Below are 21,816 nucleotides of genomic sequence, written 5' to 3'. Positions count from 1 at the left end.
GGTAGAATGGTTCATTGGAGTCCTTTCTATCCCAATTTTCCAATTCAAACTGATTCCAAAAACGATGAAAAATATAATCCAAATCCTAGGCCTGAGCTGTATCGTTCTTATGTTTGCCTGTGCTCAAAAAAACAAACCGAAATGCCTGAAGAAACTATGATCCCAGAAGAAAGCCCCTACCAAATCCTGACGTTATCCAATAGCAATGGGATGAAAATGACGGTCACCAATTTAGGTGCAAGGGTAATGACCTTACTTGTTCCCAATAAGAATGGGGAATTAATCGATGTAGTGTTAGGATTTGACACTCCTTTGGAATACCTCACGTCACCCGAACCATTTTTTGGAACTGCAGTGGGTAGGTATGGAAATAGAATTGCTAAAGGAAAATTTGATTTGAATGGACAAACATATTCTTTGGCTCTCAATAACGGAGCAAATTCCTTACATGGTGGACCAGGAGGTTTCCACAATGTGATCTGGAAAATTGAAGAGGCTGATGATTCTCATATCGTTTTTACCTACTTATCTAAAGATGGGGAGGAAGGTTTTCCTGGGAATTTGAATGTGAAAATGACCTATTTTCTAACAGAGGATAATGAGTTTAAGATCACATATGAGGCCGAAACCGATAAAGCTACACCAGTCAACTTAACCCATCATTCCTTTTTCAATTTAGATGGTGCGGGAAGTGGTGATGTGCTGGATCAGGAGCTTCAGCTTAAGGCTAGTAAATATACCCCAGTTGATAGTACCCTGATTCCTTTGGGAACCAATGAACCTGTAGCCGGAACGCCTTTTGATTTTACCAAGTCTAAACCTATCGGTCAGGATATCAACAAAGACAATCAACAATTGAAATTTGGTGGAGGATTTGACCATAATTGGGTACTGGATAAAGAACAACAAGGGGCATTGGAATTAGCTGCTACTGCCTATTCACCGAATTCAGGTATTGAAATGGAGGTTTATACTACCGAACCAGGAATCCAGTTTTATGCAGGAAATTTCTTAGACGGCACTGCCATAGGCAAAGGTGGGGTCACCTATGAATATAGATCTGCATTTTGCCTTGAAACACAGCATTTTCCAGATTCTCCAAATCAACCGAACTTCCCATCTACGATTTTGGAGCCTGGAGATCAATACGAACAAACTTGTATTTACAAATTTGGGATAAAATAGAATTCTGATTTGATTGAATACAAAAGGGGATCAGATTTCATGTAATCTGGTCCCTTTTTTTATCGTTCGTTCCACCCTTTCCCTTCAAAAATCTTGATCATGGATTTTTCTATCCTTGAAAAACGAGTGACTGATTGTTTGGCTTGTGAAAAATAGAGGTTATAACCTCTTTGCCTTCCTGGGGTCAATGCTTCAAATGCAGATTTGAAAGAAGGATCTTCCTCCAGCTTTTGCTGAAGTTCATCTACAAAATCATTTGCTGTATGTTCCTTTGCTGGCAACTTTGTGCCGGAATTTTCAACTTCTATGGCCTCTGAAATTGTAGACTTGATTTCAGAGGTTTTTTTTATTTCCTGGACATGAGTAAACCGGATCAATCTTGCTGCATAGGTATTTTCGCCCTGTTTGGACAAGATTTTATAAGGGTCTTTTAGCAGTGCTCCTTTAAAAAAGCTAAGACAACAGTATTCTTTGAAAGCACTAAGAATCAGTACATTTGCTCCTTGGTAGGTATAACAGGGAACGCCCCATTTGCATTCTTCCTTTAACTCACTTTCTTGAAGTATTGTGCGAAGAAGATCGAGTTCCTGAGCCCAAGAATGGACTTTACAATTGGGAGTTCCTCCCAAGGGACATCTTCCACATCCATCCAGGAAGTAGTTGTCTACATTTTTATTTATCATCAAACTGCTTGTATTCGTTCCAATTTTCCATGACTTCTGGATCTGAAAAAGTAAGATGGATCATTCTTTTGACAATGCTTAGGCCATTTTGGCTATTGGTGAAATAGACAAGCCCCACTTCTGTTTTGGGGGAAAAGATAAAGAAAGCTCTAAAAATGCCATTGTCTCCCCAATGCCAGATATATTGATCTCGTGATGTAGTATTGATTCCTAAGCCTAATCCCCATCCAAGTGAAGGATCTTTGGAGTCCATGAGCGTTTCTTGGGAAATCATTCTTGACACCAATGTAGGATCTATCAAACTCGGCTGCATGAGTTCTAGCAAGAATTTCGAATAATCCTCGGCAGTAGTGTGTAAGCTATAAGCTGCATTTGCCTTCTTTGGTTTGAATTTTTGAGTAGGTTCATTTTTTGGGTTATGCCCTACGGCAAAATCATCTGTTTCAGGGAAAGTCAGGAAGCTCCGATGCATTTGCAAAGGTTGAAAAACAAATTCCTGAGCGATTTCTTCCAAGCTTTTCCCTTCGATGTGTTCCATTACTTTTTGAAGGAATACGAAGCCCTCCCCTGAGTATCCAAATTTGGATCCGGGTTCGAATTTGATTTCTAACTTATTACTATTCCTGTTTTTCCTCCAGTTTGGGAATCCCGTCTGGTGAGATAGCACCATTCTGGCCGTGATCATTTGATACCTAGGATCGGAAGCTACATCTGGATATTCCATGTACTGGAAAAGAGGCTTATCCAGGTCCAACTTTCCAATTTCTACTAACTTCATGGCACAGAAGGCAACTATGGGTTTGGTCAGGGAAGCGGCCTCAAAAATGGTTTGTTTACCGATTTTACCCTCCTTTCCTTGTTCCTTACTTCCGAAAGTTTTGGAATAAGTGATCTTTCCTTGGTCGAGGATGGCGATGCTGATGCCAGGTATGTTGGCACTATCCAAAATTGTTGGAAGTGAGCCATCAATCTTCTGAACATTTACCTGGGCGGATATGGAGTGGGAAATTAGAATTCCCCAAAAAATGAAGTGAACACCAACTTTGAAAAGCTTAACCTTCCGCATGTCAATTTTGAGTCATGAAGTGATCATAAATAAGCTTTGAAACTTTAGCCAATTGATTGGTTCCTTTGTCAAAATCCTCTAAGTTTTTAGAAAGTAGTACAAGCACGTAACTTCTCCCATCTGGTAAGTAAACAATTCCTGCATCGTGGTGAACACCCGTAATGGATCCAGTTTTATGGGCGACAGTAACATCCTTGGGTAGGTAAAAGGGAATTATTTCATTGAATTGTTGATCTTTCAAAATGGAGATCATTTCCTCGCAATCAGCAGGAGTACCAGCTTGATTCTCAGAGATGGCTTTCATAATCATCATTAAGTCATTGGCTGTAGTAGAGTTGCTTAACCCCAGATCATACGCCTTTTGATCTTCCACTCCTCTAAGCACCTCAATTTTGTCAGCACCCAATGTTCTCATCGTTGCGGTTACATTTTTTGCACCAACTAATTCAATTAATACGTTGGTTGCCAAATTGCTACTGACTGTAATCATGCTATACGTTAGATCATTCAATGAAACAGTAGTTCCAATTTTACTGTAAATCACATCGTCACTATCATCTCCTATATCCATACTGTATGGGCTCCCATCGACTATACTTTTGAATTCATTGACCAAAACAATAGAATCACCAAGATCCAATTTGCCTTCTTCTTCTTGTTTGTACAATTCGATCATGACGGGAACTTTCATTGTGCTAGCAGCATGAAATTCTTCAGATGCATGAATCATCAAGGTATCAGATGGATCATCCAAATTGATATATGCTACCGCTACATCCCCTTGGATCGAGTCAAGCTGAGCTAGCACATTTTCCCTAAGGCTTGGTATTTCTATAGGTTTCTTTTGGCAGGAAATTAAAGTGAGGAATGCCAAGGTAATCGTCACTTGTTGAAAATAGGAAGGGATAGAAATCAATTTAATCATTTGTGCAGGGTTCACTTAAAATCAGAAATAGGAATCTTCTAATTTATGAAATCTGTATTACTTCAAAGAGATGAAGAAGTATTAAAAAGTTTTCATTTGAGGATCCTTGCTATGATGAGTCCTTCTACCAAAGAGCCAAGCAATAGAACCACCAACTCCAACAAATTCAATAATATGGGTTCTCCAATCAGCGTATGGTAAATGAACCATTCTTGGAATACCCAGTATAGCAACCAAATAGTAAACCCCCAGAATAAGCCTTTTTTCGCCCAAGTGGTGCCGGGAATAGATTTTTTAAAGAGGGAATAAAACCATGCATGGGCTATGCTCAAAATTACCATTCCTGCGATGGACAGGACTAAGTTTCTCTCTGGAGTAAGTTGGATAAAAAGCTCGCTTTGCAAAGAAGGGTCATATAAAATAGAATGGATCGGTGGACTCATAAAAAGAGCTCCCATGATACCTTCCCCAACAAAACCTCCAACAAGTCCGGCAAGAATAATTTTGAATTTCCTTTCCATTTGTCATTTAAAGATAGTCTTTAAGACGAATTCTTTTCAATTTATTCATTCCCAAAACTGCATTGGGATTCTTTCATTATACCAATACAGGGTTTTTCTAAGCAGCTGAGTTGATCTTTCAAATGGTAGGAGAAATGGGTTTGTCCACTTCTATTTTAAACCTAAAGCAATAATTTTAGCTGGGCCTATCGATCCTCCCACTGCAAAGGCAATATACTGTTTTCCATTGGCCATATAGGTCATTGGTGCACCCGTGACATTAAGAGGGAGTTCTAGTTCAAATATCAATTCCCCATTTTCCTTATCGAAAACCTGCATTTTTGGATCAAACTTGATGATTTCCTGAGTTTGTACTTCAGTTAGCTTAGCTCCTCCCACCAGAGCTGGTACGTACTCCCAGTACTTACCTTCTTGACCAATAAATAGAAGTGTTTTCGTCAAAACTGGAGAGCCACGTAAATTCCATCCTAGCCTAGGTAAATTCAAATCTTTTAATAGGGGATGATTTCTGGGCCCTTCCCCCATGGGAGATTGCCAAATATGGTTACCCTCTTTCATATCTATTGCTGTGATCCTGCCATATGGAGGTTTTAAGAAGGGCAATCCATTTGGGCCGGGAAATCCGAAATTTTCCCATTCGTAATTAGCGTCTGTTTTAGATGGATCAGATTTGATGATTCTAAAAAATACCGGGAAAGTCATGGACGGGACATATAAAATTCCAGTTTCGGGATCTACCGCAGCGCCGTGCCAGTTGGCGCCGCCAAGTGCTCCGGGAAGATACATTAACCCATTCTCAGTAGGAGGAGTAAAAAGTTCGCCTAAGTCCACCCCCTCTAAACTGGACCATGCGTCCTCGAAATTTTCGGTGTAAAGTCAATAATATCTTCTTTTGTGACACCTTGTCTGTCAAATGGGGCTGGTTTGGTTGGAAAAGGTTGAGTGGGAGAAGTTCTTTCTCCTGGGACGGTAGATTGGGGTACAGGCCGTTCCTCAATTGGCCAAATAGGTTCACCGGTTACCCTGTTAAAAACATAAGTAAACCCTTGCTTACTAACCTGAGCGACTGCTTTAACAGTTTTACCATCTTTGGTAATATCCAATAAGTTGGGGGCAGCGGGGAGATCATAATCCCATACACCGTGGTGAACCATTTGGAAATGCCAAATTCGTTCACCGGTTTTGATATTTAGACAGACTAAGCTTTCGGCAAAGAGGTTGTCTCCTAATCGATTTCCTCCATACCAGTCGTTGGTTGGGGTGCTGATGGGAAGATATACATAGCCTAACTCCTCATCGGCACTCATTCTAGTCCATACATTGGTGTTTCCAGTGAATTTCCAGGATTCATTTTCCCAAGTTTCATTTCCAAATTCCCCTTTCTGCGGAATAGTATGAAATACCCAAAGCTGTTTTCCGGTTTTCACATCAAATCCTCGAATGTCTCCCGGAGGACGCATACTTTGGGGGTTATTGTCTGTGATGGATGCGCCAATTACAATGACATCATTAGCGATAATAGGAGGTGTCGATACTCCGTAATGAGATGGGTCAAATTCTCTACCCAGTCCTTTGGAAAGGTCCACAATCCCCCTTCACCAAATGATTCGACCAAACTCCCATCCTTTGCATTCAAGGCGATCAAACGGGCATCAGGAGTACCAAAAATGATTCTCCCATCCATGCCATCATCCCAATAGGAAACCCCGCGATGGATAAAAGCTCCATGGGCTGGAGCATTGGACTTATAGGTCTCAGGGTCATAGGTCCAAATCGTTTCTCCAGTAACACCATGAATTGCCGATACAATTGCCGAAGAAGAACTTACGTACAATATTCCATCAATGGCAATAGGGGTTGCTTGGTAGATAGATACTGGGAAGTTAAACTGATTTACCAAGGCATTATCCGGAGAGTCCCAGGTCCATTTTATGGTTAGGCTTTCAACATTGTCTTTGTTGATTTGATCTAACGGGGAATACTTGGAATTGAATTTGTCTGAGGCATATGAGGACCAATTTACACTTTGGGTAATAGGAAGGGTACTATTACTATTCGGACTGGAACATGCAAATAGAAAAATCCCAAACACTGACCCCACTAATAATGAATAAGAAAATTTCATCTCTTTATTAATTAGGTAAAAATTAAAGCCAATGATGTCTATGTACTAGCTTTAAAAAGGAAGAACAAGACAAGAAAAATTGAATTCAAAAAAACCTAGACCATTTATTTCTCTTGAGACAAAAAACAAAGACTTGTCTTTTAAATACAATTCTAGTGTATCAAAATACAAAAAAATATAAGATAAATACAATTTAATAAGAAAAAGTACATTAATCCTTAGAAATTAGTTAACAAAAAATCCCCATAATTTTATGGGGATTTTTAGAAATAGGGATTGATCGAATGGCACTATTTTGTCTTGGCAATAAGAAATTGATTGACATCCAGCCAATGAATAAAAGCATCGAACCAACGGTTACTAGTTCGATTTGGATTGCCTAATCCGAAACCATGACCTCCATTTTGAAACAAATGAAACTCAACAGGGATTCCAGCTTTGTACCAAGAGTCGATTACTCCAAATTGACCTCTAAATAAAAAGTCATCAGAAGCAATGACATTAAACATTGGGGGAGCATCTTTTGGAACTTCTACAGGCCCCATCCCACCATAAATTGGACCTATAAATGCCAACTTCATGGTTTGGGAGTTTAAAGTAGAATGCATAGTAAGTCCAGCTCCAGCAGAAAATCCAATCATTCCAATTCTATCAGTATCTACTCCCCACTCCTCAGCACGATCGAGGATCATTGCATAGGCAGCTTCCGCATCTTCCAGTTGGTTGGTAAGATCCATAGGTGCAGGGCGAGGGGCTGCATCTGAAGATGCCGCAGGAGTAGTAGGTCGAGGACGATTCATCCAGTCGCTAAAATCATCTAATGATTCAGGAGTAGGATGTAAGCGGTATTTGAGGACGAAGGCGGCGATTCCCTGTTTCGCAAGGGCCTCAGCTACTTCCCATCCTTCATTTCCCATAGAAAGCCATCTAAATCCACCTCCTGGAGCTACGATCACAGCTGCTCCATTGCCAGTTCCTGGCTCTGGAAGAAATGGAGTTAAGGTTGCAGTGGTAATATTTCTAGCCATTGGATCTCCCCATTGTCGAAACCAAGTTTCGGAGGCAGGTTGATCATCTACTCCACCGGTATTAAGTAAAATGGCATTCGGTTCAGATGGAATTTCTAAAGGGTAAATGGTTCCGTCTTGGGCAAAAGCGGATGCAGTAATGCACAGCAAGCCAACAAAAGTGGCGATTTTTGTAAATTTCATAGGTTTATTGGGTTAATATAACTAATTGATAATTAGGTTTTTAAAAATATATGCTTTCCCTTAAATTAAAAATCTTTCTATCCTATTCTTTTCAAATAATGAGTACCTCATTTAACGATGGTAACTTTAGATACAGGCTCTAATCCCATCAACCAGAAAGGGATGTTGATTTAATCTTTACTAATAGAATAGGTTATAATTTTTAGACCATCTTCGAAGGTTTCATCCTGGATTAAATCCAACTTTGCATTTGTCTTGGAAGGACCAAAAAGGCGGGTTCCAGCACCTAGAATAATTGGGTTAAGCTTAATTTTTAATTGGTCGATCAGTTGGTGATCCAATAGCCATCCTGCAAATACTCCACCACCACATAAATAGATATCCGAGGAAGCAGATGCTTTAATTTCTTGAACCCGAGTGATTTTCCTAGGTTCTACATGGACCGACTCAGCTTTGGTTTCAAAGGTGAGTGAATCTGAAAATATATGATGCTGCATGTGTTGATAGGCTGCCTGACCTGGGACAAGACCGTATTTGTATCCAAATTCATACGTTTTTCTTCCCATGATCACTGTCCTAAAATCTTTTAAATCCTCGAAGTATTTTTTTATCCCTGTTCCTCCAGAACCAAACATGCTAATATCTTCATTGGGACCAGAAATAAATCCGTCCAGAGAGCTTGCGACATAATAGATGATCTTTCCCATGTTTCACTAAGTTAGGTTTCAAAAATTTCAGTAAAGGATTCAATCTCCTTTTAAATACGCCAGCCTTCTTTTCACTTCACTGTCTTGAATGACGGCAGATGAAATTTTGATAGTATCCAATATGATTTTATAGCCATATTCAAAAGAATTCAGGAGAACAATGGAGTTTAAAATGAGCAAGGCTTCCATTGGTTTTTTGCTTTGGTACAAGCTTTCTACCATCACTTGGCTTGGGTCAGTTTGATTGGAAATAGCTAAAAATTCGGCTGCTCTTACTTTGTTGATTAATTCCTCATCTTCTTTTGAGATTTCGGAAATGAGAGAGCTCAGGCTTTTTGCCTCTGGACCAAAATTACTGGAGGTAATCAACCCCCAATACCTTTCCCAAGGATCCTTTGACATCAGACTTGTCTTTAACAAGTTTTCAACTACTACAAAAGGCAAAATGCTCCAATTGGCTATTTCTATATATCGTTGAATATCTTTATGATGTGCTTTTCCAAAAGCTGTTGGATTTGAAAATGCCTGATCTATTAGTACATGCTCAGGGTAGAAAGAGAGGTCAGGCATTTCTTGGAGCCAGTTATTCAGTTCCATTCGTAGGTCCTCGACTATTTTTCTGTAGGTTGGATCTGAAATAAGATTAACCGTCTCATAGGGGTCTGATTCTACATCAAATAGCATTTCTGCTTCCTTCGGTTTGAAGAATGCAGCCTGTACCGCATTTAAGGCTCCTTTTTCATAAAGTTCTTCCCATTCTTGATAGGCTAATTGGATGTAACGGTAATTATTCATCAACCCGTCAAAATTGAAAGGTTGAAAATTTCTGATGTATTTGTACTTTCCTTTTCTTACCGCTCTTACCATATCGTACTTTTCATCGAATCGATCTGCATAGCTAAAGCTGGTATTTCTAGAATCGATCATTTCTTTAGTAACATTGGCTCCTAAAAAGGACTTTCCATCCATTCCCTCAGGAGTTTTTATGCCTGCCAATTGAAGTACTGTAGGCGCCAGATCAATAAAACTCACAAATCCATTCACCTTGCCTTCTTCTCCAATCTGGGCGAGGTTTTTATACTTCTCAGGCACATGAACTACCATGGGAACGTGCAGTCCAGTTTCGTAGAGGTAGCCTTTACTTCCGGGAAGTACGCCTCCATGATCTCCAAAATAAAAAATGAAGGTGTTTTCCAATAAGCCGTCATTTTCAAGTTCTCGGATTACTTCGCCTACTCTTTGGTCCATTTCTATGATTTTATCCCGATAATAGGCATTGGTGTAGCGGAATAATTCTGTGTTCGGATGGTTGGGCTGGATTGAAAATGAACTTAGATTGGTTTTAGTGGGAGTACTTTTCATCTTTTCTTCAGAAAAGTGCAGACTTGATTCATGGCTAACTCCAATATTAAAAACATGAAAAAAGGGTTGATCAGGTTTTCTAGACTTCCAACTTGCCTCCCGTGAAGATTCATCCCAAACCCCCTCTCCCTCAATGATATTATAGTCCTTTTTGTTATTGTTACTCGTGTGATAGCCTGCTCTTCTTAAATAAAAGGGAAACATTCGAAGGGAATCCGGCAGTGGAACAGTCTTGCTTTTTCTATGAAATTGAGCGCCGATTCTTGGAGCATAACTTCCTGAAATGATAGTGGATCTAGCTACGCTACAAACAGGTGCATTTGAAAATGCGTGAGTAAATAGCAGTCCATGATCTGCCAAGCTTTCAATATTTGGAGTTGCTATACCATTTTCATTGAAGAGCTTTAAATAATGCATGGAATTATCCTCAGAGGTAATCCATACAATGTTTGGAGGAGGTGTAGGACTATTTTGTGCAAGTAAACTGTAGCAACTGATAAGTTGTAGAAGACTGCTCAGTATTAGGACTTGAAGGTACATCTTAGGTTTTTTGGGATGTTGGGGGAATTGACCTGTGATATGGTAGATTCTGTTTTGTTAATTAGGAAGACACTCTTAATGAATCTATTCGAACCATGAAATTGATCCCCATGTCATGATAAATTTATTGATATTGATGAAACCAGAAAAGGGAAAAAATCCCAGAGAGGAAACCGCTCTGGGAGATATTTGTAAACAGGAAGTCCTTATTTCTTTTGATTTCGAACCATTTCTTTGATATCCTCTCGAAGTTGAACGGCATCGTAAACTATTCCATCTTTGATGGTGTATTTTACTCCACCCACTCGCTCCATTTGCCCAGTCTCATCATTGAGCTTCAAGAAGCCAGTTCCATATAGCACCTTGAGATTTTCTATTGGGTTTTCATCCACTATCACCAAATCTGCCAATAGACCGGGACGAATTACCCCAAATTCAATGGGCTTTCCTTTTGGTTCAAAGATGGCTTGGGCTGCGTGAAGGGTTGCCCCTCTGATGACTTCCAATGGATGGAATCCTGCCTCTTGAAGCAATTCCATTTCTTCGATCAACCCAAAGCCCCAAAGATTGTAGATAAAGGAGGCATCATCACTGACAGTAACCCTACCTCCCGCATTTTTATAGTCGTTCAAGAATGACATCCATACTCTGTAGAAATTTCGCCAGGCAGTTTCATCCCAAGAAGTCCAATTGTAAAAATAGGATCCATGGTTTTCACGGTTTGGTGTATAGAAGTCCCAAAGAGAAGGCAAAGTGTATTCCTGATGCCATTCAGCATTTCGCTCTCGCATTAGATCTCTTCCGGCTAAGTAGGCAGTCATCGTGGGATCTATAATGAAATCATGCTCCAAAAATTCCTGGATCAAAGCATTCCATTTTTCACTACCCCTAGGATGAATTTTGTCCCATTGGTAAGCTACCTGACTAAAGCGATGCTGCTCGTCATTATAGTTGAATTCAGCAGGCCAATGCTGGATGTCTTCATTTTTATACAATGCTTCAAATAAACCGTAATAATGGGTCATGTTGTCAAGGCCCATTCTTGCTGCATCCAAGGCATTGGTTTGGGCAACCATTGGCTGAGCGATATGAGCAACTGTTCCCATTCCATTTTCGTGGGCAGCGTCAATGGCAGCTTGAAGCACATCTGGATCATGGTTAAAGAATTTGATTCCCTCTACTCCTTGGCTGGCAGCCCAAGTGACCCATTCTTTGGCTTTTTCAGGAGTATAAACAGGTCCCCCTTCCAGTTTTCTCCTTGTCCCAAGGTATGAAATGCAACGATTCTCGGAGCCACAATTTCATTTGCTGCGGAGCGTATTTTCTCGCTTTGCGTCCAAGCTACATTGGCAGCAGGGACTCCTCTAATCGTGGTAACTCCATGTGCCAAATACAACTTGTAGGGATATTCTGAATTGGGTGACTTTTCAGCTCCCCCGATGTGAGCATGAAGATTGATGAATCCAGGCATAATGTAGGATCCATGAGCATCAATTTCCTTGGTGGCCCCTTGAGGTCTGGAAGCATCGTCTATTGGGACATTTGGAACTCCCACCTGTCGGATTTCCACAATTTTATTTCCTTCAATAACAATGTCGGCAGGTCCTGCAGGAGGAGCCCCTGAACCATCAATGACGATGGCACCTCTAATGATTAACCGTTCAAAGGGGCCTTCTCCTTCATCTGCTCTTCGATCTGGGGCGGGGTTGAGTTGAACTTGGGAATACACACTGGAACTTGTGAGTATGAGCCCAAGACAAAAAGTTAGTAGATGTTTCATATGCTTGGTGGTTGATTGCTTCAATAAAAACGCTAAAAAGTACTTGATTACCAAAGTTTTGAGGGAATCAGTCGAATTCCTGACAAAATACAATCAGTACCAGTTAATAGACAGCAAAACTTTAAATTGATTGAGTTAGCCGTTACATTTTATAAATATTTAAATCCAGATAACTATTTCGAAACTTGCCATCAGGGTCATAACTATTGGCCAAGGCCAGGAATTCAGGAAATTTCTCATACAATACATGAAGTAGAGCTGGAGAAATCGTGAATAATTTGCCCCAGTGTGGCTTAACTCCGAATGGAGCCAGTACCTCTTCAATTTTTGGCAAGGTTTCCATTACTTCCTTGGTTTTTGGTTTCCAGGTAAAATGAATGGCGATTGAATCTTGTTGATAGCATGGGCTCATCCAAAAGTTGTCTGCGGCGATGGTTCTAATTTCAGTAATCATTAAGTAAGGGTTAATTTCCTCTTTCAGTTTTTCTACTGCCATGATTGCCGATACTGCATGTTCTCTTGGAATAAAATATTCAGATTGCAATTCTTCTCCTGCACTTGGGGTGAATCCCATTTTAAAATGAGGGAGTCTATCGTACCAAGGACCGGGAACTCCCATTTGCTCTGAACAAGCTTCTGCTGATAGTTCTACGATGGGATGCAGGTTTTTAGTAGCTGCTTTTGCTCCATAAAAATCATCTCCCAACTCTTGTGGATCGTTGTCCATTCTTCTTTTGACCCAGACTTCGCTAACCTTATTATCCATCCAGTCTGTAAACAAGCTGACACTATAACCACTGGACATGATTTCATCAAAGTTATTTTCCACAGAAGAGAGTGGTAAATCCTGGAAAACATCTTGTCTCACGTCAAAGGCATCCTGGATTGCTAATGTAACTTTACTGATAATACCAAAAGCTCCTAAGCCTACTACCACAGCGGGAAAATCTGGGTGATCTCGATTAATTTTAACCAGTTCACCTGTCGGCTTGATTAATTCTATTGCTTCTACCGAGGTCGCTAAATTTCCATTATTTACACCAGAGCCATGAGTTGCCGTAGCACATGCACCGGCTACAGTAATATGGGGCAAGGAGGCTAGATTATGTAAGGCGTATCCTTTTTGATAGAGTTCTTCAGAAAAATCCCCATAGCGAGCCCCTGCCTCTACTGTGAGGGTCTTGTTTTGTTCATCCAGTGAGACAATTTGATTTAAGTTTCTGGTGGAGATTTGATTTTCCGGGCTGTCTGCAATGTTATTAAAACAATGTCTGGATCCTAAGGCTTTTTGCTTGTTTAAAGACTTAATTAGATTTTGTAGTTCTTCTACCGAAGTGGGCTCATATAGGTTTTTTGCTTGGTAGGTATAATTTCCAGCCCAGTTTTTCCTAATGATTTCTTGCAGGTCTTCTTTCGTTGTATTTTGGGGAGTACATGCTAAGTAGGGGAAAGTAGACTCCCAGCAAAAAGTACTGATGATGTTTTGATAAATTCTTTCCTTTTCATATTCCTTATTTTCAGTAAGATAAAGAATTTTGAAGGACTCTTTTTCAGGGATATACCCAATAATTTATTGATTCAGTGACAGGACTGAAGGTTTAAGTTCAAAAACTGAAAAACCAATTAGGTTCCGAAATCAAATCTTTTTTCCTTATGAATTCTAAAATTGGCCTATACAAACTGTCAGATACGTTCTGATAAATATCATTGAACTCTATATTTCAATTCAACTTCAGGCTCCAAATAGTAATTGAAAATCAATGATTGAGTATTAGCTGCACACTCTACAGGAAGTTCAATGGGTAAAGTAAGCGAGGATTCATTTCTCAAAAGAGCAATGTCCTTATAGATGTGGACAATAGTATCAAGGATAAATCGATGATTGGGCTGGATTTCAATTGTAGAAATCGGGATGACCACATCTGGTAAAAAAGCGCTGGAAAATTTTTCTTTTGATAAGTTGGATAGGGTTTCCCGAACATTAAAAATTGTGCTGATTTCTTCCTCTTTGGGGTTTTGCGTGTCGGAGTTTTTTCGCAAGCTGAGATGAATGGTCACATTTTCCGGAATCAAAGTCACGTCTGAATCAAATTGTGGCAGTAGATTATTCAAAATTGGAACATAACATTCCCGGTATAGCAAGGCATCCAGTGTTTCACTGATTAGAATATGGTATTGGCCTGGATCATGAACTTGAACAGTTACTGCATCTTCGAGAAAAGCCGTCTTTAAAAAGTCTGATAAACCTAAAGATTGGATTAATTTATTGGCTGAGTTGAGGGAGTTTTTATTGATCTCTAGGAGGGTGAATTGAATCTCATCTGAAGAAAAAAGTGGAGCTATTAAGGTTAAAAAGGGAGCATATGGACCGCATCCAGCATAAAAGACCTGAATTGCTACTTCTGGGTGTAGCGCTTGCCTTTCTTTGATGGCCTGTAAAATAGCCTTGACAAATTTCACCGTTCGACGGTAATCCAATAGGCATTGAGCAGCATGATTAAGACCAAGCGCTTTTCCTTTTGAAGTTGGGATGGCGGCTAAATATTCAACCTTCAAGTCAAAGCCAGAAATATCAGTCAGCTTGGAAAAATGACTGTGGATTTCATTAATTAATCGTTCGGCCTGAAGTGACTCTATCTCACCGTTTTGTAATGAAGAGCTGAATTGTTGAATTAATGTAATAGCAGGGTGATCTGGCATCTATTAGGATGGTTCATCTTTGTGAAAAGTTATTTGAAAATACTCAAGATAAACCAAAAACTTAGAGCACTCTAATAAACTCGAGGATAAGGGAGAAAAAACAATGAGGCTGTCTCATAAATACTTTTTATCACATCGAGCACCCTGGTAATTGTACAGGGTCGAAATCTATTTTAATTCGCTGCATTACACCTTCGAGATACGCTATTTTCGTCACTCCAGTGATACCAATGACAGATTGATTTAAAGACACCAAAAGTAAGTCAGTCCGAGCGGAGTCGAGGACCCTTCGATTTCGAGACTATCGTCTCTCAAGTGCTCAAGGGGACCACTTTATTGGTCTCAAAACAAATACCTGTTATTTACTTTTTGTATGTACGTAGAATGTTTAATGCTCTGTTTGACAAAATAATCGGCTTTTGAGACAGCCTCATAAGAAGTTTAGGCTACATGTTGGGTTAAGCTTTCCCATTTCAGGTTCCCTTTGTACCTATCGGAAATGTTGCCTTCCTCATCCATGGCCATTAGAAATATCCATTCATTATCGCATAGATTTTTTACAGTGGGGTGCTTTTCCAAAATCCCATTGATAGCCTCAAGTGGCGCATGAATAATCACCTGTAATCGATTGGGCTCATGTTGATAATTCTCTCCATCATGAACTGCTTGTAAAGGAAGCCCTACTCTTAAATCTCCGGAGAATCCTTCTATAACCCCCAGTCCAGCTGTGACATTGTGCAAGGTTTTGTTCCCAGACCCATGGTGCTTGTTGTCCACAGTTGATCCATAATATTGGAGGTTGATCCAACTCGTCACAACCATAGGAGCAGTCATAATCAACTCGAGGATGGAGAAGCCTTGATCTTTTTTCCAATCATAAGAATGTAGGAAAGATTTTCCTTCTAAGTCTAGATTTCTTGTTTTCTCCCGGTTGGCAACCACAAATGTGGAGCAGCCAGCCAATCCCCATTCGGGTCGGGTTTCTGACCAATCCTTGCTTTTTGCAAAAATCATCTTTTCTACACTTGAATTCTTTTGACTTGACATTCGAAGTGCTCGTTCTGTTCTGGAAGCTTTCCCGGCATTTTTCAGGGAATTATTCAGTTCTTCCAATTCTTGTGCTCTTTCGGAAGGAACCTGCTGTTCATTGAAAATGGTCACCTCGTCAGTAGTGGTGTCATGTAAACAGGCCAAGAAGATGGTCTGAACAGGGATGAAAATGTTTTCTTGAAGCAATCCGGTTCTGACTTCCCGGTTGTTTAACACGGCTGCTGCTACTTTGGCATTGGCCTCGCCTGTATGTCCTCCGCAGGCCCCACAATCATATCCTGTGGCATGAGGGTTGTTGACGGTACTTGAACCATGTCCCACAATTAGGACAAACTTTCCAAAATCATCCGTCAGCGACATGGCTTTTAGGGCGTTTTTGGCCATCTGAATTTGTTGATCAAGTGGAATCCCTGCCGTGTCTGCTTCATGGTAATGAGGTTCCAATTGGACGGTTTTGCCCTTTAAAATGTTGGAGGAAATTCCATGTTTATCTGGATGGGGAACCGGTCTTGTCCACCGGAAGGAATCTGTGAAGATTTTGGGTAGGTAAGAGATACCCATGGGACTTACAAAGCTGAAGCAGGTAACCGCTCCTGATTTGAAAGTTTTCCAAACATTTCCAAGTTGATGAGACAAAATACGTTCTTTAACTGCTTTCTCATGGCTTTCAGGATCCGGAAGTTTTTCCTCAATTGTAGGCCCTGTTTTCAATAATACCGGACATTGGGCTTCTCCACTTTGATGTCCTAGGGGGATGTAGTTGATCGGGAATCCGAAAAATCCAGCAAATCCCAGGGTTTCGATCGACTGATCTACTAATTCCAAGTTTCTTCGGAAGACTTCTGATCTTACATCGATGCAAAATACTGCCTGTGCCTTGGGCTGCTTTTTCTTTGTTTTATTTTCGCCTTGAATATTTTTAAATTTCTCTATCAGCTTACGTTGAGTAGCCAAATCAAATGCTTCTTGAAGAATCAGATTTTCGGTGAGCTGCTGGTTGACTTCCAAGTCTGCTTCACTTCTGATCCATTGATCTTTTAAATCTTCCCACGAAGGCATGATTTCAAAACCTTGAAGACTTTTCAACAGACCTGCTTCCCAGCAAATCAGTACAGCAAGAAATTCCTCCATCATTCCGTCTTTTCCTCCTGCTAATTGATTATCCCAATCTAATCTAGCAACATGAGCTGCCCATCCTCCTTGTTTCAGGAGTAGTCTATGAAAGTAAAATGAGGTTTGATCAACTGGTATTCCAAGTAATTCAATTGCTTTTTGAGCAGCTTGGATCGGATGGTCAGGAAAAGATTGGATGATTTTTCTAAAATCCTTTAAACCACTCAGCTCAGGAGTTTTATCAAATTGGGCTTCCGTTTTCCAAGCTTTGAAAATACTTTCCTGTTGATCCGCCGCAATCCAGATCGCCTGTCCCTTGTCGAAATAGGAGGCTGCCCATTGAGATATTCTGGAGGTGACGAAGCGGTTCCAGTCCTTTTGAGTGATTTGAGTAGCTAAGTCTGCCACTGTAGAGACATAAATCATGGATTCATCGGAATCCTTGTTTTTTTCTACTGATTGAATAAACTCCTTATATCCTAGTTTGCTTTTTCTTTGCTTCAAAACCTGAAGAATGTCCTCCTTTTTCAAACTTCCTTCCTCGATTTTTTTGAGGTAGAAAGAGCTGGGAAGAGTCATTTGAATGTCTCCCGCTGTAGCCAATTCATGCGCTACCTGCTCAAATCTCCTTTCAGTAAATCCGAGGTAGGGGTTTACTGCTACAAAATTCTCCAACGGCCAGACAGGTGCGATTTTCTTTCCTGCTGTTTTCATGGATTTCATCAGGATTATAAAATCCTGATCCAAATTTTCAAGTGTATTCATGGTAGAGGTTTTGAGATGGCTCATTTGATGACATTTAGCGGGTTGAATATTTCTAAACTTGGATTAAGCTTCTGCAAGAGTTTTTTCCAAAGTTTCCTCTTGTCGGGATTTTTGTTTGACTGTTCTTGAAATCAAAACCGGATGCTGAAGAGGTTTGTGCGTATACAGCGATCTCACCATTCTGTCAAATATGGTATTGATATATAGCCCATTTCTAATATGAACCGCCAGTGCCAAGTAGGTAGGATTGGAGGATAGTGTAGGGGCAATGATTTGAATGAACACTGTAATTCCAAAGGCAATTAACATGATGCCTAATAAGATGCTTTCAAACAAATTGGGCTGAGTCAATTCTGGAACCTGAGATGAAAGCAGGAAGTGCGCACCTGATTCAAGGGTGAAGAAGGATAATGTGACCAGGATTGATAATGCAATGGCTCTTAGGATCAGCTTCTTTCCTCCATTAGAATCTAATGCGGATGTAAAGAGTCGGGTCAGCCCCAAGATGATGATTCCTCCAATGGCGAGTAAGGATAGCTCTTTTTCTGGGTCTATGCCCCAAAGCATGGCGAACCCTGAATATAAGCCCAAAGCTAGAAGGGCACCCATCAATATTCTTATTGGACTACCAAATCGTTTGGAGTTAATAACATTTGAAGCTCTGATTACCTCGATTACACTTCCTGAGGATAGGAAGGAATGGGCTTTATAGAAGGAATGTGAAACCAAGTGAAGCATAGCGGCAGGATATACTCCCAAACCACAAGTCATCAGGCTAAATCCCATGTGTGCCACACTTGAATATCCCAAAGCTGTTTTGACAGATGTTTGAGTAAGGAAAACTACCGATGCAAAAAGCGCGGTAAACCCTCCAATTCCGATTAGGATTCCCGATGCGTAAGTACTTGCATCCATTACAAAGGCCATTCTAATAATCAGAAATGGCCCTGCATTAAGTAGCCCTGCATGCAAAAGTGCAGATACAGGAGTAGGGGTTTCCATCACTTCTATCAACCAACCGTGGGTAGGGAATTGAGCAGATTTCAAGATAGCAGCCAATGCTAGTAGTACTGCAACCACCTCGATTCCTGGCATGGAGATTCCTGTAGCCAGATTGCTTTTTATTGTTTGGAAAAGTACTTCCAAATTTCCAGTCCCAAATTTTGAATACAGGATAATTACTGCTGCCAAAAGGCTGACATCTCCGAGTCGTGCCACAATGAATTTTTTGCGTGCAGCAATGATAGCACCAGGTCTTTCCTTGTAAAATACTAGTAATCTATGAAGAGACATACTAGTGAGTACCCAAGCAATAAATAATATTCCTAGGTTTCCGAAAGGACCAAAAGCTGAACAGAAGCGATGGCTGCTGCCAGTCTTCCGATGAATGTTCCATGTCGGGAATCACCATCTAAGTAATTCAAGCTAAATCTGATCACAATAAATCCTAATAAGGCAATCATATTCAGCATAATTACACTCAAGGCATCCAGTCTAATACTGAAACCCAAATCTGCTATTCCATAAAATGGAGATTCCAACAAGGAGTATTTGGCTACAAAAAAACCGCTTAAAGCGGCGATGGAAATACTTATGATAGAAGCAGCCGTTGCCAACTTTTTAAGAAAAAATGGTCGAATTCCCGGTTGGAACCAAGAAACTATTGCTGTCAAAATAAAGACAACAGGAGAAACTAAGGTGAGAGATATAGGTAGGTTTTGAAGCATAGCTAATCGATTGATTAAATCAGTTCTACAGAAATCGTGGAGGAAATTCTCAGGTTTCTACCCTGCTCTTTTGCTTCATTGATTACTGCATTAAACGAGGATAAGCTGGCTTTTAATTGTTGGATACGTTCGACTGAATGCTGATCCACTTCTCCAAACCTGATCTCGCTACTAAAATTTCTGTGTTCGTGGAAATTTATCTTCTTGGAGATCATATGATAAATCATTTCTGAGGCATCCTCCGGAGAAAAATCTCCTTTGATCAAGTCATACTCTTGAAGTTCAACTGGTTTTTTTCCGTTAATTCTGTTTGTATCATACTTCTTGTTTTTAGTTTTCGATACAAAGTTTGGAAATCTTATTTATAAATTTTTATTTATATTTATTATAATATACATAAACAAAATTTATGAATTATACGATACATCAATTACAGATCTTTTTAAAAGTAGTACAGACAAGGAGTATTACTAAGGCCTCTGAGGAGCTATTCATGACTCAACCAGCAGTCTCTATCCAGTTAAAAAATCTTCAGGATCAATTTGAAATCCCTTTGACTGAAGTCATTGGCCGCCAGTTGTACATTACAGATTTTGGGAGGGAAATCGCTCAGGTTGCGGAGCGGGTGATTCAAGAGTTGGATAATATCACCTATAAAACACAAGCCTATCAAGGGATTTTGACAGGACGACTAAGCATTTCCTCTGCTTCAACCGGGAAGTATGTCATTCCATACTTTCTATCAGGATTTATGGAATTGCATACAGGCATTGATTTGGTTTTGGATGTGACCAATAAAAGTCGTGTGATAGAGAGCCTAAAAAATAATGAAACCGATTTTGCCTTGGTGTCGGTTGTTCCTGAAAAGCTACCTGTAGAAGAAGAACTATTGATAGAAAATAGGCTTTATCTTATTGGAAATCAAGATTTTAGAGATGAGAAAAAGCCCTTGATTTATAGAGAAGAGGGGTCTGCTACCCGATCGGCTATGGAGAAATATTTTGAGGAGCACCAAGGAAAACAGAGAAAAAGAATGGAGTTGACTTCCAATGAGGCAGTAAAACAAGCAGTGATTGCAGGATTGGGTTATTCCATCATGCCCATGATTGGGATACATAATGAATTGGAAAACCAAGAATTATTTATACTTGAATCTGTGGATTTACCTATCAAAACAGAATGGCGTTTGATTTGGCTCAAAGGCAAAAAACTTTCTCCCATAAGTCAGGCATTTCTAGAATTTATCCGTTCTGAAAAGAAGCATATCCAGGAAAATAGCTTCAGTTGGTATTTAAGTCATTAATCCTCAAAATGTCATTTATATTTTTTTGTCTAACATTATCTGGAGCAATCAATCCTAGAACCATCTCACACTATTGTGTGATTTTTTAAAATCACCTTTTTGGGTGTAGTATCCTTTTTTTGCTCTTCGCAACTTTGACTCATCATTATTCCTCACAATTGAAGAGGTAATGGGAAACCAGCTTCCTGAAATGGTATAGGGCAAGGAAGCGGATTGTTTTAAGTATCAGAAGTCCCCATCCTCAATTCTGCTTTTTAATCAATTTAAATCATAAACCACATTTTATTATGAAAGAGGATATCAAACAATCAAGAAGAAATTTCATAGGGTTAGTTGCCACAGGGGCGGTTGCCTCTGGTCTTAGTTTACTTCCAAACAGCCTTCAGGCTAAAATCAACAAAGTTGCTTCATCCGGATTTACCATGAGCAATATGGGTGCTGGTGGAGCGGAACTGGATGAGGAAATCAAAAAATAGGGAAGAAGAAGCATCCGGTTTCCTATGATATCTCTCAAGCCAATCCATGGGGATTCATTTGGTCCAATGTGTATTATATGACTAATGCAGAGACTGGTACCCCAGGCGAACAGCTTGGTGTTTTTAATGTACTTCGTCATCACGGGATGATATTCGCCTTGAATGATGAGACGATTTCCAAGTATAAGCTGGGAGAATTTTTGGGTATAATGACCCAGTTACCAAGCAACCTGCAGTAAAAAATCCTTACTATATCCCAGAGGATGGGGTTTTTCCACTTCCGGGTCTTGCTGGGATCAAAGGATTGCAGGATCAGGGTGCAGTTTTCTGTGTTTGTGATATGGCTAGAAAAGTAAATGCCATGTTTGTGGCCCAGAAGATGGGCTTGAAACAAGAGGAGGTGTATCAGGATTTTGTATCAGGAACTCTTCCTGGGATTCTAACTGCCCCTTCAGGAGTTTGGGCATTAGGTCGATTGGCAGAGAATAAAATTGCCTATATCGATTCAAGCTTAGGTTAAAACAAAACACCTTCTGAAGTAAAAAATCGTCAGAAGGTGTTTTATATTTTTTATGAA

The 21,816-nt window shown here is 40.0% G+C and carries 22 protein-coding genes; 4 read left to right on the top strand and 18 right to left on the bottom strand.

Translation table 11 applies throughout. From position 1 onward, the window contains the following. The first annotated feature begins 141 nt into the window (after positions 1-141). Positions 142-1,185 carry an aldose epimerase family protein gene (locus tag V8V91_RS15185; RefSeq protein WP_373395946.1) on the top strand — a complete coding sequence of 348 codons (1,044 nt, stop codon included), beginning with the start codon at positions 142-144 and terminating at the stop codon, positions 1,183-1,185. Positions 1,186-1,244: 59 nt separating this feature from the next. Here the strand turns inward: V8V91_RS15185 and V8V91_RS15180 are convergent, their stop codons facing one another. The 18 genes from V8V91_RS15180 to V8V91_RS15095 all read right to left on the bottom strand — a co-directional run bounded on the left by V8V91_RS15180 (position 1,245) and on the right by V8V91_RS15095 (position 19,726). Then, positions 1,245-1,868, bottom strand: a complete 624-nt coding sequence (locus tag V8V91_RS15180) for a YdeI family protein (protein WP_373400709.1) — start codon at positions 1,866-1,868, stop codon at positions 1,245-1,247. Beyond that, entirely contained in the window at positions 1,858-2,934 is a 1,077-nt protein-coding gene (locus V8V91_RS15175) for a serine hydrolase domain-containing protein (RefSeq protein ID WP_373395944.1), read from the bottom strand. Before V8V91_RS15175 ends, V8V91_RS15180 begins: the two co-directional genes overlap by 11 nt. Before the next feature lies 1 nt (position 2,935). Continuing rightward, a complete protein-coding gene (locus tag V8V91_RS15170; protein ID WP_373395943.1) occupies positions 2,936-3,859 on the bottom strand; it encodes a serine hydrolase in 924 nt (307 codons plus the stop codon). Between the two features lie 92 nt (positions 3,860-3,951). Further along, entirely contained in the window at positions 3,952-4,380 is a 429-nt protein-coding gene (locus tag V8V91_RS15165) for a hypothetical protein (RefSeq protein WP_373395942.1), read from the bottom strand. A 150-nt stretch (positions 4,381-4,530) separates the two neighbouring features. Further along, positions 4,531-5,211 (bottom strand): hypothetical protein, encoded by a 681-nt coding sequence (locus V8V91_RS15160; protein ID WP_373395941.1) that lies wholly within the window; start codon positions 5,209-5,211, stop codon positions 4,531-4,533. 5 nt (positions 5,212-5,216) lie between these two features. Beyond that, on the bottom strand, positions 5,217-5,840 hold the full coding sequence (locus V8V91_RS15155) for a hypothetical protein (RefSeq protein ID WP_373395940.1): 624 nt from the start codon (positions 5,838-5,840) through the stop codon (positions 5,217-5,219). Positions 5,841-5,875: 35 nt separating this feature from the next. Next, positions 5,876-6,505, bottom strand: a complete 630-nt coding sequence (locus tag V8V91_RS15150) for a hypothetical protein (protein ID WP_373395939.1) — start codon at positions 6,503-6,505, stop codon at positions 5,876-5,878. Positions 6,506-6,795: 290 nt separating this feature from the next. Next, on the bottom strand, positions 6,796-7,716 hold the full coding sequence (locus tag V8V91_RS15145; RefSeq protein ID WP_373395938.1) for an alpha/beta hydrolase: 921 nt from the start codon (positions 7,714-7,716) through the stop codon (positions 6,796-6,798). 170 nt (positions 7,717-7,886) lie between these two features. Beyond that, entirely contained in the window at positions 7,887-8,423 is a 537-nt protein-coding gene (locus tag V8V91_RS15140; RefSeq protein ID WP_373395936.1) for a dihydrofolate reductase family protein, read from the bottom strand. Positions 8,424-8,462: 39 nt separating this feature from the next. Beyond that, the gene (locus tag V8V91_RS15135) at positions 8,463-10,325 is read right to left on the bottom strand and encodes a sulfatase (RefSeq protein ID WP_373395935.1); all 1,863 of its coding nucleotides are present in this window, start codon (positions 10,323-10,325) and stop codon (positions 8,463-8,465) included. A 206-nt stretch (positions 10,326-10,531) separates the two neighbouring features. Further along, positions 10,532-11,470, bottom strand: coding sequence for an amidohydrolase family protein (locus tag V8V91_RS15130; RefSeq protein ID WP_373395934.1), 939 nt, complete (start codon positions 11,468-11,470; stop codon positions 10,532-10,534). 32 nt (positions 11,471-11,502) lie between these two features. Continuing rightward, positions 11,503-12,105 (bottom strand): hypothetical protein, encoded by a 603-nt coding sequence (locus V8V91_RS15125; protein WP_373395933.1) that lies wholly within the window; start codon positions 12,103-12,105, stop codon positions 11,503-11,505. A 142-nt stretch (positions 12,106-12,247) separates the two neighbouring features. Beyond that, positions 12,248-13,414 carry a D-arabinono-1,4-lactone oxidase gene (locus V8V91_RS15120; protein WP_373400707.1) on the bottom strand — a complete coding sequence of 389 codons (1,167 nt, stop codon included), beginning with the start codon at positions 13,412-13,414 and terminating at the stop codon, positions 12,248-12,250. Between the two features lie 395 nt (positions 13,415-13,809). After that, positions 13,810-14,805: a phytanoyl-CoA dioxygenase gene (locus V8V91_RS15115; RefSeq protein ID WP_373395931.1), complete on the bottom strand. Its 996-nt coding sequence runs from the start codon at positions 14,803-14,805 to the stop codon at positions 13,810-13,812. Between the two features lie 441 nt (positions 14,806-15,246). Then, positions 15,247-17,733, bottom strand: coding sequence for a YbcC family protein (locus tag V8V91_RS15110; protein WP_373395930.1), 2,487 nt, complete (start codon positions 17,731-17,733; stop codon positions 15,247-15,249). A 63-nt stretch (positions 17,734-17,796) separates the two neighbouring features. Then, positions 17,797-19,026: a proton-conducting transporter membrane subunit gene (locus tag V8V91_RS15105; RefSeq protein ID WP_373395928.1), complete on the bottom strand. Its 1,230-nt coding sequence runs from the start codon at positions 19,024-19,026 to the stop codon at positions 17,797-17,799. Positions 19,027-19,058: 32 nt separating this feature from the next. Continuing rightward, the gene (locus tag V8V91_RS15100) at positions 19,059-19,460 is read right to left on the bottom strand and encodes a hypothetical protein (RefSeq protein WP_373395927.1); all 402 of its coding nucleotides are present in this window, start codon (positions 19,458-19,460) and stop codon (positions 19,059-19,061) included. A gap of 14 nt (positions 19,461-19,474) precedes the next feature. Then, positions 19,475-19,726, bottom strand: a complete 252-nt coding sequence (locus tag V8V91_RS15095; RefSeq protein ID WP_373395925.1) for a hypothetical protein — start codon at positions 19,724-19,726, stop codon at positions 19,475-19,477. 143 nt (positions 19,727-19,869) lie between these two features. Between V8V91_RS15095 and V8V91_RS15090 the strand changes: the two genes are divergently transcribed. From V8V91_RS15090 to V8V91_RS15080, 3 genes are all read left to right on the top strand, one after another. After that, positions 19,870-20,763 (top strand): LysR family transcriptional regulator, encoded by an 894-nt coding sequence (locus tag V8V91_RS15090; protein ID WP_373395923.1) that lies wholly within the window; start codon positions 19,870-19,872, stop codon positions 20,761-20,763. Between the two features lie 287 nt (positions 20,764-21,050). Continuing rightward, complete coding sequence (locus tag V8V91_RS15085; RefSeq protein WP_373395921.1) at positions 21,051-21,239, top strand: twin-arginine translocation signal domain-containing protein; 189 nt, start codon at positions 21,051-21,053, stop codon at positions 21,237-21,239. A gap of 304 nt (positions 21,240-21,543) precedes the next feature. Continuing rightward, positions 21,544-21,759 (top strand): hypothetical protein, encoded by a 216-nt coding sequence (locus V8V91_RS15080; protein ID WP_373395919.1) that lies wholly within the window; start codon positions 21,544-21,546, stop codon positions 21,757-21,759. Positions 21,760-21,816: the final 57 nt, after the last annotated feature.

Source organism: Algoriphagus halophilus (assembly GCF_041729275.1).
GTDB classification, from domain to species: domain Bacteria; phylum Bacteroidota; class Bacteroidia; order Cytophagales; family Cyclobacteriaceae; genus Algoriphagus; species Algoriphagus halophilus_A.
This window is presented reverse-complemented; position numbering and strand designations above follow the sequence as displayed.

Coding starts and splice junctions, on each gene's coding strand:
- V8V91_RS15100 (WP_373395927.1), bottom strand. CDS start 19,460: ATGCTTCAAAACCTACCTATATCTCTCACCTTAGTTTCTCCTGTTGTC.
- V8V91_RS15150 (WP_373395939.1), bottom strand. CDS start 6,505: ATGAAATTTTCTTATTCATTATTAGTGGGGTCAGTGTTTGGGATTTTT.
- V8V91_RS15175 (WP_373395944.1), bottom strand. CDS start 2,934: ATGCGGAAGGTTAAGCTTTTCAAAGTTGGTGTTCACTTCATTTTTTGG.
- V8V91_RS15090 (WP_373395923.1), top strand. CDS start 19,870: ATGAATTATACGATACATCAATTACAGATCTTTTTAAAAGTAGTACAG.
- V8V91_RS15135 (WP_373395935.1), bottom strand. CDS start 10,325: ATGTACCTTCAAGTCCTAATACTGAGCAGTCTTCTACAACTTATCAGT.
- V8V91_RS15115 (WP_373395931.1), bottom strand. CDS start 14,805: ATGCCAGATCACCCTGCTATTACATTAATTCAACAATTCAGCTCTTCA.
- V8V91_RS15110 (WP_373395930.1), bottom strand. CDS start 17,733: ATGAATACACTTGAAAATTTGGATCAGGATTTTATAATCCTGATGAAA.
- V8V91_RS15140 (WP_373395936.1), bottom strand. CDS start 8,423: ATGGGAAAGATCATCTATTATGTCGCAAGCTCTCTGGACGGATTTATT.
- V8V91_RS15170 (WP_373395943.1), bottom strand. CDS start 3,859: ATGATTAAATTGATTTCTATCCCTTCCTATTTTCAACAAGTGACGATT.
- V8V91_RS15145 (WP_373395938.1), bottom strand. CDS start 7,716: ATGAAATTTACAAAAATCGCCACTTTTGTTGGCTTGCTGTGCATTACT.
- V8V91_RS15105 (WP_373395928.1), bottom strand. CDS start 19,026: ATGTCTCTTCATAGATTACTAGTATTTTACAAGGAAAGACCTGGTGCT.
- V8V91_RS15185 (WP_373395946.1), top strand. CDS start 142: ATGCCTGAAGAAACTATGATCCCAGAAGAAAGCCCCTACCAAATCCTG.
- V8V91_RS15165 (WP_373395942.1), bottom strand. CDS start 4,380: ATGGAAAGGAAATTCAAAATTATTCTTGCCGGACTTGTTGGAGGTTTT.
- V8V91_RS15180 (WP_373400709.1), bottom strand. CDS start 1,868: ATGATAAATAAAAATGTAGACAACTACTTCCTGGATGGATGTGGAAGA.
- V8V91_RS15155 (WP_373395940.1), bottom strand. CDS start 5,840: ATGCGTCCTCCGGGAGACATTCGAGGATTTGATGTGAAAACCGGAAAA.
- V8V91_RS15125 (WP_373395933.1), bottom strand. CDS start 12,105: ATGAAACATCTACTAACTTTTTGTCTTGGGCTCATACTCACAAGTTCC.
- V8V91_RS15085 (WP_373395921.1), top strand. CDS start 21,051: ATGAAAGAGGATATCAAACAATCAAGAAGAAATTTCATAGGGTTAGTT.